12 protein-coding genes are annotated in these 13,243 nt (G+C 68.0%); 3 read left to right on the forward strand and 9 right to left on the reverse strand.

What is annotated here, in order from left to right; genetic code table 11:
* The first annotated feature begins 343 nt into the window (after positions 1–343).
* Positions 344–2,719, forward strand: coding sequence for a penicillin-binding protein 1A (locus CBM2588_RS16110; protein WP_115681317.1), 2,376 nt, complete (start codon positions 344–346; stop codon positions 2,717–2,719).
* Positions 2,720–2,803: 84 nt separating this feature from the next.
* Here the strand turns inward: CBM2588_RS16110 and cyaY are convergent, their stop codons facing one another.
* Positions 2,804–3,139, reverse strand: a complete 336-nt coding sequence (cyaY, locus tag CBM2588_RS16115) for an iron donor protein CyaY (protein ID WP_062801950.1) — start codon at positions 3,137–3,139, stop codon at positions 2,804–2,806.
* Positions 3,140–3,284: 145 nt separating this feature from the next.
* Here cyaY and CBM2588_RS16120 point away from each other — a divergent pair, with 145 nt between their 5' ends.
* Both CBM2588_RS16120 and lysA read left to right on the forward strand, forming a co-directional pair.
* Entirely contained in the window at positions 3,285–3,506 is a 222-nt protein-coding gene (locus tag CBM2588_RS16120) for a hypothetical protein (protein WP_115681510.1), read from the forward strand.
* A 2-nt stretch (positions 3,507–3,508) separates the two neighbouring features.
* Positions 3,509–4,768, forward strand: coding sequence for a diaminopimelate decarboxylase (gene lysA / locus CBM2588_RS16125; protein WP_115681318.1), 1,260 nt, complete (start codon positions 3,509–3,511; stop codon positions 4,766–4,768).
* Positions 4,769–4,794: 26 nt separating this feature from the next.
* Here lysA and msrQ read toward each other — a convergent pair whose 3' ends face one another.
* The 8 genes from msrQ to CBM2588_RS16165 all read right to left on the reverse strand — a co-directional run bounded on the left by msrQ (position 4,795) and on the right by CBM2588_RS16165 (position 12,984).
* Positions 4,795–5,478 carry a protein-methionine-sulfoxide reductase heme-binding subunit MsrQ gene (gene msrQ / locus CBM2588_RS16130; protein ID WP_115681319.1) on the reverse strand — a complete coding sequence of 228 codons (684 nt, stop codon included), beginning with the start codon at positions 5,476–5,478 and terminating at the stop codon, positions 4,795–4,797.
* Between the two features lie 14 nt (positions 5,479–5,492).
* Positions 5,493–6,494 carry a protein-methionine-sulfoxide reductase catalytic subunit MsrP gene (msrP, locus tag CBM2588_RS16135; protein ID WP_115681320.1) on the reverse strand — a complete coding sequence of 334 codons (1,002 nt, stop codon included), beginning with the start codon at positions 6,492–6,494 and terminating at the stop codon, positions 5,493–5,495.
* A gap of 172 nt (positions 6,495–6,666) precedes the next feature.
* On the reverse strand, positions 6,667–7,530 hold the full coding sequence (locus CBM2588_RS16140) for an anti-sigma factor family protein (RefSeq protein ID WP_115681321.1): 864 nt from the start codon (positions 7,528–7,530) through the stop codon (positions 6,667–6,669).
* Entirely contained in the window at positions 7,527–8,066 is a 540-nt protein-coding gene (locus CBM2588_RS16145; protein WP_115681322.1) for an RNA polymerase sigma factor, read from the reverse strand. Before CBM2588_RS16145 ends, CBM2588_RS16140 begins: the two co-directional genes overlap by 4 nt.
* Before the next feature lie 51 nt (positions 8,067–8,117).
* Positions 8,118–8,555 carry a COG4315 family predicted lipoprotein gene (locus tag CBM2588_RS16150; protein ID WP_115681511.1) on the reverse strand — a complete coding sequence of 146 codons (438 nt, stop codon included), beginning with the start codon at positions 8,553–8,555 and terminating at the stop codon, positions 8,118–8,120.
* Positions 8,556–8,713: 158 nt separating this feature from the next.
* Positions 8,714–9,880, reverse strand: a complete 1,167-nt coding sequence (ccsB, locus tag CBM2588_RS16155) for a c-type cytochrome biogenesis protein CcsB (RefSeq protein ID WP_115681512.1) — start codon at positions 9,878–9,880, stop codon at positions 8,714–8,716.
* Positions 9,881–9,929: 49 nt separating this feature from the next.
* Complete coding sequence (locus CBM2588_RS16160) at positions 9,930–12,137, reverse strand: cytochrome c biogenesis protein ResB (RefSeq protein WP_115681323.1); 2,208 nt, start codon at positions 12,135–12,137, stop codon at positions 9,930–9,932.
* A gap of 187 nt (positions 12,138–12,324) precedes the next feature.
* On the reverse strand, positions 12,325–12,984 hold the full coding sequence (locus CBM2588_RS16165; protein WP_115681324.1) for a c-type cytochrome: 660 nt from the start codon (positions 12,982–12,984) through the stop codon (positions 12,325–12,327).
* Between the last annotated feature and the right edge of the window lie 259 nt (positions 12,985–13,243).

Below are 13,243 nucleotides of genomic sequence, written 5' to 3' on the forward strand. Positions count from 1 at the left end.
TCTAATCGGACGAGCCTAGTTTCTTGAATGAAACGTGTGCTTTTTATGTTGGCCGATTCTCACAAAATCCAGCATTGGTGGCAACGTGCCGAACTGGGGCGAACTTGTTTTTGAGAAGGCCCTCATCAATCCGTTGCCAAAACCCCACGGTCGTCGGGTTCCCTTCCATGCCTGCCTGTGCCGCGCGCTTCCCCCGTAGTCGCCCCCAACGTCGCCCTGCACGCCGGCATCCGTGGCCTTACATCTTGTAACAGCGCGATAGCGGCGCCCCCGCCACTGTGCGCCCGGGCGGGCCGATGCCGGAAGATATAATCGCGGGCACCCCTGACTAGGTATTTCCCTTATGGCCACAGCACAACACAAGCCGCCCCACCCTGCCCGCAGTTCGATCTGGACGCGGCTCATGTTCTGGGCGGTGGGACTGGTTGTCGCCGGTGCCGTCGTGATTGCGCTGCTGCTGGGCTACGCGCTGCTGGTGGCCGCGCCCAACCTGCCTTCGCTGGACACCATCACCGACTACCGGCCCAAGATTCCGCTGCGGATCTACACCGCGGACAATGTGCTGATCGGTGAATTTGGCGAGGAGCGGCGCAACTTCGTGCCCATCGCCGAGATTCCGGACGTGATGAAAAAGGCAGTGCTGGCGATCGAGGACGACCGCTTCTACGAGCACGGGGGTGTCGACTTCGTCGGCGTGATGCGTGCCGGCCTGGCCAACCTGCGCGGCGGGCTGTCGCAGGGCGCCTCGACCATCACCATGCAGGTGGCCCGCAATTTCTTCCTGTCCAGCGAGAAGACCTACACCCGCAAGATCTACGAGATGCTGCTCGCGTACAAGATCGAGGCCAACCTGAGCAAGGACCAGATCCTCGAGCTGTACATGAACCAGATCTACCTGGGCCAGCGCGCCTACGGCTTCGACAGCGCCGCGCGCGTGTACTTCGGCAAGTCGGTGCGCGATGTGACGCCGGCCGAGGCGGCGATGCTGGCCGGGCTGCCGAAGGCGCCGTCGGCGTACAACCCGGTGGTCAACCCGCGCCGCGCCAAGGTGCGCCAGGAGTACATCCTGCAGCGCATGCGCGACCTGCGCTACATCACGCCCGAACAGTACGACGAGGCCGCGCAGGCCGAGCTGAAGGTGCGCACCGAAGGCAACGAGTTTTCGACCCACGCCGAATACGTCGCCGAGATCGTGCGCCAGCTGATGTACGCGCAGTACCGCGAGGAGACCTACACGCGCGGCCTGACGGTCTACACCACGCTGACCAAGACCGACCAGGACGCCGCCTATGAAGCCGTGCGCACCGGCATCATGAACTACGAGCGCAAGCACGGCTACCGCGGTCCCGAGGCCTTTATCGACCTGCCTTCCGACCCGGCCGAGCGAGAGCAGGCCATCGACGATGCGCTGGTCGAGCACCCGGGCAGCGGCGACCTGCGCTCGGCCGTGGTCACCAGCGTGTCGCCCAAGCAGGTCAAGGCGACGCTGCTGTCCGGCGAAGTCGCGACCATCGAAGGCGCGGCGCTGCGCTTTATCGCGCCGTCGCTGTCGGCCAACGCGCAGCCCAAGATGAAGATGCGCCCGGGCGCGGTGATCCGCGTGACGCAGGACGAGAAAAACAACTGGTCGGTGACGCAGCTGCCGGAAGTGGCCGCGGCGTTCGTGTCGATCAACCCGCAGGATGGCGAGATCCGCTCGATGGTGGGCGGCTTCGATTTCAACCGCAACAAGTTCAACCGCGTGACCCAGGCCTGGCGCCAGCCCGGCTCCAGCTTCAAGCCGTTCATCTACTCGGCGGCGCTGGAAAAGGGCTTCTCGCCGGCCACGGTGATCAACGACGCGCCGCTGACGATCGGTCCCGATACCGGTGGCCAGGTGTGGGAACCGAAGAACTACGACGGCCGCTTCGAGGGCCCGATGACCATGCGCCGCGCGCTGGCCAAGTCCAAGAACCTGGTCTCGGTGCGGATCCTGCGAGCGATCGGCACGCAGTATGCGCAGGACTACATCACCCGCTTCGGCTTCGAGGCCGACAAGCACCCGGCCTACCTGCCGATGGCGCTGGGCTCGGGTGCGGTGACGCCGCTGCAGATGGCCGGCGCCTATTCGGTATTTGCCAACGGCGGCTACCGCGTCAACCCTTACCTGATCCAGAAGGTGGTCGATGCGCGCGGCAACGTGATCTCTGAAACCCATCCGCAACGCGCCGGCACCGACGCCGTGCGCGTGCTCGACGCGCGCACGGCCTTTATCGCGGACACCATGCTGCGCGACGTGGTGCGCTACGGCACCGCCAACAGCGCCAAGCAGCGCCTGGGCCGCAACGACCTGGCCGGCAAGACCGGCACCACCAACGACGCGGTCGATGCCTGGTTCGCCGGCTACACCCCCAACCTGGTGGCGATCGCCTGGATGGGCTACGACCAGCCCAAGAGCCTGGGCGTGCGCGAGACCGGCGGCGGCCTGGCGCTGCCGATCTGGGTCGGCTACATGAGCAAGGCGCTCAAGGGCGTGCCGGAGTCTCCGGAACGGCCAGCGCCCGAAGGCGTGCTGATGGTGGGCGGCGACTGGACCTTCGAAGAGAACGCCGGCGGTGCCGGCGTGGCCTCGGTGGGCCTGGGCGATCCGTGGCCGGGCAAGCCGGAAGAATCCACCACCCCGTCGGTCGATACCGAGTCCGAGAAACGCAAGATCCTGGAGATGTTCGGCGGCGCCTGAGCGCGCTCGCCAGACAGCAGAAAGCCGGCCGCGAGGCCGGCTTTTCTTTTTTGCGCTCCGGGGTCCGCCCCGGAGATGCCGGGGTCAGTGCAGGCTGAGACTGGCGCCCGCCTGCTCGCTGACGTAGCCCGACAGCGCCGCGTACAGTTCGCCGCCGTTGCGGGTATCGACCCAGCGCTCGCCCTCGCGGCGGAAGTGGAAGCCGCCCGCGCGCGCGGCCACCCACAGTTCCTGCATCGGCGCCTGGCTGTTGATGATGATCTTGGAACCGTTCTCGAATTCCAGCTCCATCACGTTGCCGGTGCGGCTGATTTCAATGTCAGCGTCGGCCGCGTCGGCGGCCGCCTCGACCGCGGCTTCGATGCGGTCCAGCTCGCGCGTGGCCAGGGCCAGGAACTCGCTTTCGCTCAAGGGGGGCATGCTAAACTCCGAGACCGCCGTTGCCGCCGCTGCCCGGACCGGGCGTACGTGGCGCGAACGGCTTTTTTTGTTAAGAATCCTCAGGATGACCGGCCATCGCGCCGGGTCATCCAACGCCTTGCCAACAAGCCAAAAGGACGACCCGATGCTGCGTCGTGTTGCGATTGTATCGGCGTTTGCCGCCGCCCTTGCGATGCCCCTGCTGGGCGGATGCGGTATCCGCGGGCCGCTGACCCTGCCCAAGGTGCCGCCAGAGCCGGCCCCGCCGACCGTGCCGGACCCGGGCCTGGGCCGTGCCGATGCCGTGCCGCCTGCAGCGACCACGCCGGCACCGGCATCGTCCCCCGCCGCCCCCACCACCCGATAACCATGACCGCATTTTTCCATCGCCAGGACGGCGCGCTCACCGTCGAGCAGGTGCCGCTGGCGCGTATCGCCGCCGAGTTCGGCACGCCGACCTATGTCTATTCGCGTGCGGCGCTGACCGCCGCGTACCAGGCCTACGCCGCCGCCTGCGCGGGCCGCAAGGCACAGGTCCAGTACGCGATGAAGGCCAACTCCAACCTGGCGGTGCTGCAGGTGTTCGCCCGCCTCGGCGCGGGTTTCGACATCGTCTCGGGCGGCGAGCTCAAGCGCGTGCTGGCCGCCGGCGGCGATCCCCGCAAGGTGGTGTTCTCGGGCGTGGGCAAGAGCGCGGCCGAAATGGAACTGGCGCTGGCGCAGGACGTGCGCTGCTTCAACGTCGAGTCGATCCCCGAGCTGGACCGCCTGAACGAAGTGGCCGGCCGCGTCGGCAAGCGGGCGCGCGTGTCGCTGCGCATCAACCCCGACGTCGACGCCAAGACCCATCCCTATATCTCCACCGGCCTGAAGGGCAACAAGTTCGGCATCGCCTTCGAAGACGTGCTGCCGACCTACCGCGCCGCCGCCGCGCTGCCGCACCTGGCGGTGACCGGCATCGACTGCCATATCGGTTCGCAGATCACCGAGGTCGAGCCCTACCTGGAAGCACTGGACAAGGTGCTTGACGTGGTCGAGGCGCTCGAGCGCGAAGGCATCAGCCTGGAGCACATCGACGTGGGCGGCGGCCTGGGCATCACCTACACCGACGAGACCCCGCCGGACATCACTGGCTTCGCCACCACGCTGCTGGAGCGCGTTGCCGCGCGCGGCCATGGCCATCGCGAGGTGCTGTTCGAGCCGGGCCGCTCGCTGGTGGGCAACGCCGGCGTGCTGCTGACGCAGGTGGAATTCCTCAAGCCGGGCGTGGCCAAGAACTTCTGCATCGTCGACGCGGCCATGAACGACCTGGCGCGCCCGGCCATGTACGAGGCCTACCACCGCATCGAGCCGGTGGCGCTGCGCGATGGCGCGGCGGTGACCTACGACATCGTCGGCCCGGTGTGCGAATCGGGCGACTGGCTCGGCCGCGACCGCGCGCTGGCGGTGCAACCGGGTGACCTGCTGGCCGTGATGTCGGCCGGCGCCTACGGCTTCACCATGAGTTCCAACTACAACACCCGCCCGCGCGCCGCCGAAGTGATGGTCGACGGCGGCAAGGTGCACCTGGTGCGCGAGCGCGAGCTGGTCGAAGACCTGTTCCGCGACGAGCGCCTGCTGCAGGACTGATTCCCGCCGGCCCGGCCCGCCGCTGCTTATGCGGCGGGCTGGCGCGTCCCCGCGGCCGGCTTGCGCAGCCGCCACCACAGCCGCATCCCCAGCAGCACCAACACCACCGCGGCATAGATCGACACCTCGCCGAAGTCGTTCTTGCCCGCCTTGTGCCACCAGTAGTGCAGGATCGCCAGCACGGCAATGGCATAGACCAGCCGGTGCAGCGCCTGCCAGCGCTTGCCGCCGAGGCGGCGCACCATGCCGTTGGTCGAGGTCAGCGCCAGCGGCACCATCAGCATGAAGGCGGTAAAGCCGACCGTGATGAAGGGCCGCTTGTACACGTCCTTGATCATGTAGGCCAGATCGAAGCCGCGGTCGACCCCGATCCATAGCAGGAAGTGCTGCAGGCCATAGAAAAACGCGAACAAACCCAGCATCCGCCGCATCCGGATCAGCCAGTTCCAGCCGGTCAGGCGGCGCAGCGGCGTGATCGCAAGCGTCAGGCACAGCATCACCAGGGTCCAGGTGCCGGTCGAACGCGTGACGAATTCGAGCGGGTTGGCGCCGTACTGTTCGGTCGCGCCCAGGTACAGCAGCCGCACGAACGGCAGCAGCGCCAGCAGCCACAGCACGAGCTTGAGCGCGCGCACCCGCTGCGGCGACAGCGTTGCCAGGCCTGCCGGCTTGCGCACGGCGGCCGCGGCGGTGGGGGAAGAGGTTGCCATGCGCTCGCCTTGCTTCAGAAGAACTTCTTCAGGTCCATGCCCTGGTACAGCGCCGCCACCTGCTGGCCATAGCCATTGAACGGCAGGGTCTTGCGCTTGGGCGCGAACAGCGCGCCGAAGCCGCTGCCCCGCTCTTCGCCGATGCGGCGCTCGGTGGCCTGGCTCCAGCGCGGATGGTCGACGTCCGGGTTCACGTTCGAGTAGAAGCCGTATTCCTGCGGCGCGGCCAGGTTCCAGCTGGTCGGCGGCTGCTTGTCGACAAAGCGGATCCTTACGATCGACTTGGCACTCTTGAAGCCGTACTTCCACGGCAGCACCATGCGCACCGGCGCGCCGTTCTGGTTGGGCAGCACCTCGCCGTACAGGCCGAAGGTCAGCAACGCCAGCGGGTGCATGGCCTCGTCCATGCGCAGGCCCTCGCTGTACGGCCAGTCGAGCACGCCGCTGCTGAGGCCGGGCATCTGCTTCTTGTCGGCCAGCGTGATGAACTGCACGTACTTTGCCCCCGGCTGCGGCTCGACGCGGCGGATCAGCTCGGCCAGCGGATAGCCGATCCAGGGGATCACCATCGACCAGCCCTCGACACAGCGCAGCCGGTAGACGCGCTCCTCCATCGGCGCCAGTTTGGTCAGCTCGTCCAGGTCATAGACCTTCGGCTTCTTCACCAGCCCCTCGACCGCCACCTGCCACGGACGCGGACGCAGCGAGCCGGCGTGGCGCGCCGGGTCGGACTTGTCGGTGCCGAACTCGTAGAAATTGTTGTAGGTGGTCACCTCTTCGTACGGCGTGCGCTTCTCGGTGATGACGTAGGCGTTGTTGGGCGTGGCGGGCAGCCGGGCGCCATGCTGCCCCTGGGCGAAGGCCTGGCGCGCGAACCACGGCGCCAGCGTGCTGCCGGCGGCACCGGCGGCAGCGAGCGCCAGCATGCGGCGGCGTGCTTCGAAGACATGGCGCGGCGTGATCTCGCTGGCGGCAATGTTGCCGCCGCGCAGCCATTTGGGGGAAGGAATCAGCATGGTTTTCCTCGATTGCCTGGTCGTGCCGGCGCCGGCGGCGCCGCGTGCTTGCAGGATTGGACTCCGGGCTTGGTCGTGGAGTGCGGGCCAGTCCTGACAGTTTTTTGTGATGGCGTCGAATTGACGCAAACCTGGTGCGCCGGCCATGTGCCGCAAGCGCGGTGCCGGTGCGTTATCCGCCCTGGTATTGCTGGTACACCACTTGCGCCAGGGTCAGCAACCGGGCGCGTTCCAGCGGCCCCGCCAGCGCAAAGCCCAGGTCGCGGTCGATCCAGTAGAACGCCATCATCGGGTCGCGGCCCGGCGTTCGCCGCCGCGCGCCCTCGCCTGTCATGCGCTCGACGCGGAAGCCGGTATCGGGCGTCCCCTGCGCCATGCGCCGCAGCTGCAGCGACAGGCGCGTGCCGTCGTCGGCTTCATACATCAGGATCGCCGACGGGCCGCCCTCGGCCACGCCCAGCCGGCCGCCGATCAGGTGGAAGCCCTGCGCGCGCAGGTCGGGCACCTGCAGCGCCGTGCCCAGGCGGCGGGACAGCCAGGCGACCAGGTGGGCCTCTTCGGTCGCGGCGACTTCCACGGGGTGGCGCATCTCCGGGGCGTAGACCGCGTGCGTGGCGAGCGCCTCGCGCGCAAAGCGCTCGCCCGGTGCCAGCACCAGCGTGCTGCCGCCAAGGCGGTCGTGCGCCAGCCAGCCCAGCGTACCGCCGACGGCCAGCAGCGCGACCGATGCGCATGTGGCCGCCACGGCCATGGTCCAGCGCGGCCAGGGACGGGCGCCATCGCGCCGGGCGTCGCGGACGCGGGTGCGCCCCTGGTCGCCGTGCAGACCCGGCGGCAAGGCCGCCAGGGGCACCGGTTCGTTGAGTACCGGGTCGAGCGCGCGGTGCAGCGCCTCGGCCTGCCGGCGCCAGGCGGCAACCTGTGCCGCCGCGTCCGGGTGCTGCGCCAGGTAGGCCTCGACGGCTGCGCGGCGCGCGCCGGCGAGCTGGCCATCGGCATAGGCGTGGAGATCGGCTTCGTGGATGCCCGCCATCATTTCACCCGTTGCAGCGCATTGGCCGCCGTGGGGGTTCGGGCCGGCGCCGCGCCGTCGAGCAGCCGTCGCATCTGTTCGCGTGCCCGCGCCAGCCGCGACATCACCGTGCCTGGCGGGATGTCGAGCACGCGCGCGGCCTCGGCGTAGGTCAATTGTTCCAGGCTGACCAGCAGCAGCACCGCGCGCTGCGGCTCGGGCAGCTGCGCCAGCGCCTGCGACAGGTCGCGGCGCAGGCCCGGGTCTTCGGCGGGGCCGCTGACCTCGGGCAGGGTATCGGTGGCCACCACCAGGTCCTTGCGGCGCAACGCGTTCAGGCGCAGCCGGTGCATCAGCGTCAGCAGCCATGGCAGCAGGCCATCGGCGCCGTCGCCCCACCACGCGCCGGGGCGCAGGCGGAAGCGCCAGCGGTAGCGCAGCGCGCGCTCGAGCGTGTCCTGCACCAGGTCGTCGGCCAGCGCCGCGTCGCCGGTGAGGCCGCGCGCATGGCGCCGCAGCCGCGGCGCCAGCGCAACGAGCTGGCCGTCAAACCCTTCCATACCGGGGTGGCTGTGGTGGTTGTGGTGGCACTGGGGGTGGCTGCCGCCGCGTCAGGGCTTGGCCACGTGCCAGACGTTGTTGACGTTGTCGCCGGTGCGGTCGCCCGGCTTGGCATCCTTGGCGAAGCGGTACAGCGGCAGGCCGCGGTAGGCCCACTGCTTGCTGCCATCATCCCGCGTGATGATGGTGTACTGGCCCGAACCGCTGGTGCCCGGAGCCGCCATCAGCGGCGGCCAGTTGGTGGCGCAGGGGCCGTTACAGGCGCTCTTGCCGCTGCCGGCGGTATCGCGGTCAAAGGTGTACAGCGTCAGGCCCTGCGGATCGGTCAGCACGCCATCGGTCACCTTCACCGTGGGCGGCAGATTGCCGGCGCTGCCGCCGCCCATGCCCATGCCGGCACAACCGGCGAGCAGAACGGCCGCGCAGCCGAGCGCGAGCGCGCCGGGACGAACCAGGGATGCAGCAGCGTTACGACGCAGACTTGCCATGATCTTGTTCTCCATGCAATTCGGTGCCGCCAGCCGGCACCGTCCCTCCAGTAAACACTGGATGTGATCTCTTTATTCCCGCAGCGGCCAAAAAAATTGAAAAAAGTCGAAAAAAAACCTGCCCGAAGGCAGGTCTTTTGCATTGCAGCATGCGCGTGTCACAGTTCGCCGTAGCTGTGCAGCCCCGACAGGAACATGTTGACGCCGAGAAAGGCAAAGGTCGTCACCAGCAGGCCGACCAGCGCCCACCAGGCCGCCACCGTGCCGCGCAGCCCCTTCATCAGCCGCATATGCAGCCAGGCCGCGTAGTTCAGCCAGACGATCAGCGCCCAGGTTTCCTTCGGGTCCCAGCTCCAGTAGCCGCCCCAGGCTTCGGCCGCCCACAGCGCACCGAGGATGGTGGCGATGGTGAAGAAGGCAAAGCCGACCGCGATCGCCTTGTACATCACGTCGTCGAGCAGCTCCAGCGACGGCAGGCGCTCGGCCAGGACGCCGCGCTGCTTGAGCAGGTAGGCCACCGCGACCATCGCTGCCAGCGCAAAGGTGCCGTAGCCGATAAAGTTGGCCGGCACATGGATCTTCATCCACCAGCTTTGCAGCGCCGGCACCAGCGGCTGGATCTCCTGCGCATTGCGGCTGACCGTGTACCACAGCAGGAAGCCCACCGCGGCCGACACCACCAGCATCACGAACGGGCCCAGCGCGCGCGTGGCGTAGCGGCCTTCGTAGTACAGGTAGAACAGCGAGGTGATCAGCGTGAACAGCACGAAGACTTCGTACAAGTTCGAGATCGGAATGTGGCCGATGTCGGCGCCGAGCAGGTAGGACTCGTACCAGCGCACCAGCATGCCGACAAAGCCGAGTACCACTGCCGCCCAGCACAGCTTGCTGCCGAGGCTGTAGCCGGTGCCCGAGCGCGTGGCCAGCCCGACCCAGTAGAACAGCGTCGACAGGAACACCAGCGCGCTCATCCACAGGATGGCCGACTGGCTCGACAGGAAGTACTTGAGGAAGAAGGCCTGGTCGGCGCGCGCGAGCTGGCCCTGGTAGAGCTGGATCGCGAACAGCGACAGCACCGCCAGCGCTAACATCAGCGGGCGCACCGGCTTCCAGTGCCAGCCGAGCAGCGCGAAGGTGGGCACGGCGCCGATCAGCACGGCCTTGTCGTAGCCGTCCATCCATTGCCCGTATTGCGCCAGCGCCACGCCGGCACCGGCGGCCAGCGCCAGCGCGAACAGCCAGTCCACCCAGCTCAGGCGGCGCAGGAAGGAAGGTTCGAGGTAGGCCTCGTCGGCGCCCGTGTCGGCGCCCGGGGTGCCGCGCATGGCGGGACCGGCCTGGTTCACATTAGAGGACATAGCGTACCTGCTCGATTCAGTGGGGAGTGCCGGCGGGCTCGTGGGCGGCGCTGCGGCCGCCTGCGGCGCGGCCGATGTCGTCGCGCAGTGCCGTGAATTCCTTTTCGAAATCCATGGTGCGGCGCTGGGTCGACATCGCCATCAGCACATGGCTGCCGGCATCGCCGTCGCCGGTGTGGCCCGTAGCCGACGGGTCGGCGGGCTTGTCTTTCACCCAGACCCAGACCCGGCGCTCGCGGATGTAGAACATCGCGAACACGCCCAGCACCAGCAGCAGACAGCCAAGATACACGATGTTCTTGCCCGGCGCACGGGTCAGCTGGAACACGCTGGCCTTGATTTCCTGGAAGTCGTCGAGCTGCAGGAACACCGGTGCGCCGTAGAAAAAACTATCCGACAGCGCATTGATGGCCTGCTGCAGGAAGGCGCCGCTCTGGGCACTGTTGGCCACCACCGGCAGCCGGTCCTGCGCGCGCGCGAGCTGCCACAGCTCCCACATCGAGCCGTTCAGGATCTTCAGCAGCACGTCGGCCGCCTTCTGCTGTTCGGCCGGCGGCACCGATTTTTCCAGAAAGGCGGCGATGGCGGTGAAGCCGCCCGGCGGTGAGTCCGGCGTGGGGCGCGTCGCCCCCGCGAACAGGTCGAGCGCGCGCAGCGCGCTTTCGGCCAGCTGCCGGCGCAGCTCGGCCTTGTCGTCGCCGGGCATCGATGCCAGCGCAAAGCGGCGCGCGGCCTCGCCGCGCAGCGCGCGGTCCTGCAGCGCGGCACGCAGGCGCATCCAGTCGGCCACGCTGCCCTGGTCGTCGGCGGGAATGCGCAGGTAGCGGAACTGCTCGCTGGGCGACTCGCGCATGCCGGCCAGGAACACCGACTGGCCGTCCATCTGCACCGGCACCATGTAGTTGTTGTACTCGCGCGCCTGCCCGGTCCGGTCGCGCAGCTTGTACTGCACCGACGGGCCGACATTGCGCAGGGTCTTGGCGCGGTCGGTGCTGGCCGCGGCGCCGAGATGCTTGTCCAGCGTTTCGTTGAAGGACTTGCGCGCCACGCCGCGCGCGTCGGGCTTGCCCGAGGCGTCGGTGACGTTCTCGATATTCATCAGCCGGAAGTCGCTGAACTCCACCGTCAGTCCGTCGCTGTCCGCGCTGGTGCCGGTGGCGGCCAGCGGCTTGTTGCCGCCCACCGCGCCGTCGATGGTGAAGGTGGCATGACCGCTGCCCTGCATCGGGTAGCCGACGAACTTCAGGCGCGAACCGCCGTCCTCGAAACTGGACTGGTAGATGGCGATGCCGTCGACGATCAGCGGCTCGTTCACCTTGATGGTGGCCTCGGTGCGCTTGCCGGTGGCGCGATCGGTCACGATCACGTCCGAGGCAAACAGCTTGGGCATGCCGGTCTCGTAGAAGTCGACCTTGAACTTCTTGAGCGTGATCGCGAACGGCAGGTCCTGCACCAGCGCTCCATCGGCAATATTGAGAATCGCCGTGGAGACGGTCGAGCCCTCGGGCACGTAGGCGTTGCCGCGGAAGCCCGGGTTGTTCACCGACAGCCGGTGCTGCGGCGGGATCTCGCTGATCACCGCGTTGCCGCGGATCGGGGTCTTGTCGCCCAGCCACATCTGCGCGCGGATCAGCAGGTCGCCGTCGAGCAGGCCGCCGATGCAGATCACCACGATGGCGGTGTGCGCCAGGATATAGCCGACCTTGTTGGCGGCGCCGGCCTTGGCCGCCAGCAGCGTGGCGCCGTCATGCTCGACCGCCTTGACGCGGTAGCCGCGGTTGCGCAGCAACGCCGTGAGCCGGCCGACGGCCTCGGTGCGCGGACGGGCGCCGTCGAACTCGCCGCGATGATGGAAGGCGCGCAGGCTGCGCTCGCGCACATGGTCCTTCCACGAGCGCATGTCGGCGATCATCCTGGGCGCGTTGCGCACCAGGCACAGGCTGGTGGACACCACCAGGAAGGCCAGGATCAGCAGGAACCACCACGACCCGTAAACCTTCTGCAGCGACAGCGTGTGGAACACCTCGGCCCAGAACGGGCCGAACTGGTTGACGTAGTTGGGATACGGCTCGTTCTGCTTGAGCACGGTGCCGATCACGCTGGCGATGGAGATCACCGTCAACAGCGCGATCGCAAAGCGCATCGAGGACAACAATTCGACCGCGTCGCGCAGCACGCGGTGAGGGGTCTTCAGGTGCAGCCCTGAAGTGGAAGCGGTCGACATGTGCAGTGAAACCTAAAACAGCGTACGGCCTGGAAATGAATAAAGGGTGGACATGCTTTGGCAAGCAGGCCACCCTTTTCGATTGTGACAAGCGCGTTCGGTTGCATGGCTGCCGCGCCATCCGGCGGCGGCCGCTCAACCGGTGCGCCGGCGCGCGTGGGCGCCAGCGTCGCGGAATCCCGGATCGTCAGCGAACCCCGGCGACGTAGTCCGCCACCGCCTTGATCTCGGCATCCGACATCTTGGCGGCGATGGTCGTCATGACCGGGTTGTTCTTGCGGGTGCCCTGGCGGAATGCCACCAGTTGTGCCTCGGTATAGTCGGCCCACTGGCCGCCGATGCGCGGATACTGCGCCGGCATGCCTGCGCCGGCGGGGCCATGGCAGGCGGCGCAGGCCGGCACGCCCTTGGCGGCGATGCCGGCGCGATAGATCTTCTGGCCGGCTTCGATGCTGTCCTTGTTCTTGGCGGTGGCCGGCTTGAGCGACTGCTTGGCGAGGTAGGCGCCAACGTTGCGCATTTCCTCGTCGGTCAGCACCGATGCCATCGGCACCATGATCGCGTTGTTGCGGGTCTTGGCCTTGAAGTCGGCCAGCTGCTTGTGGACGTACTCGGGATGCTGCGCGGCCAGCTTGGGGTTGGCGGCGGCCGCGCTGTTGCCGGCGGCACCGTGGCAGCTCAGGCAGGCGGGCACATTGCGATCGGGGGCACCTTGCGTGTACAGCGTTTCACCCTTGGCCGGGTCCGCCTTCGCGGCGGCCTGCTCTGCGGCAGATGCCAGACCGGAAAGGGCGGCGGCAGGAACGGCCAGAGCCAGGACACCCAGAATCTTCGCAATGCGGTTCATTCGCACACCTTCTCTGAATTGTTTTGGATACCGTGATGCGTGCCGCTCCGGCGCTTTGCCGGCGGTGAGGACGCGCCGGTGCAAAAGGCTGGGAATCGTGGCGACCCGCGAGCGGCTGACCGATCCGCGCAACGCTGGCCGTGGCGGCAGACCCCGCCAGCCCGCTCCCGCCGACGCCGCACCGTCCGGTGCAGCGCGCGATGCGGGGCAAAGGCCCTGCCCACGATGGAACGACACACTAGGCTTCCCGCCCGGACGA

The sequence above is a fragment of the Cupriavidus taiwanensis genome (assembly GCF_900250075.1).
In the GTDB taxonomy this organism is placed as follows: domain Bacteria; phylum Pseudomonadota; class Gammaproteobacteria; order Burkholderiales; family Burkholderiaceae; genus Cupriavidus; species Cupriavidus taiwanensis_C.

Coding starts and splice junctions, on each gene's coding strand:
- CBM2588_RS16110 (WP_115681317.1), top strand. CDS start 344: ATGGCCACAGCACAACACAAGCCGCCCCACCCTGCCCGCAGTTCGATC.
- cyaY (WP_062801950.1), bottom strand. CDS start 3,139: ATGCCCCCCTTGAGCGAAAGCGAGTTCCTGGCCCTGGCCACGCGCGAG.
- CBM2588_RS16120 (WP_115681510.1), top strand. CDS start 3,285: ATGCTGCGTCGTGTTGCGATTGTATCGGCGTTTGCCGCCGCCCTTGCG.
- lysA (WP_115681318.1), top strand. CDS start 3,509: ATGACCGCATTTTTCCATCGCCAGGACGGCGCGCTCACCGTCGAGCAG.
- msrQ (WP_115681319.1), bottom strand. CDS start 5,478: ATGGCAACCTCTTCCCCCACCGCCGCGGCCGCCGTGCGCAAGCCGGCA.
- msrP (WP_115681320.1), bottom strand. CDS start 6,494: ATGCTGATTCCTTCCCCCAAATGGCTGCGCGGCGGCAACATTGCCGCC.
- CBM2588_RS16140 (WP_115681321.1), bottom strand. CDS start 7,530: ATGATGGCGGGCATCCACGAAGCCGATCTCCACGCCTATGCCGATGGC.
- CBM2588_RS16145 (WP_115681322.1), bottom strand. CDS start 8,066: ATGGAAGGGTTTGACGGCCAGCTCGTTGCGCTGGCGCCGCGGCTGCGG.
- CBM2588_RS16150 (WP_115681511.1), bottom strand. CDS start 8,555: ATGGCAAGTCTGCGTCGTAACGCTGCTGCATCCCTGGTTCGTCCCGGC.
- ccsB (WP_115681512.1), bottom strand. CDS start 9,880: ATGCGCGGCACCCCGGGCGCCGACACGGGCGCCGACGAGGCCTACCTC.
- CBM2588_RS16160 (WP_115681323.1), bottom strand. CDS start 12,137: ATGTCGACCGCTTCCACTTCAGGGCTGCACCTGAAGACCCCTCACCGC.
- CBM2588_RS16165 (WP_115681324.1), bottom strand. CDS start 12,984: ATGAACCGCATTGCGAAGATTCTGGGTGTCCTGGCTCTGGCCGTTCCT.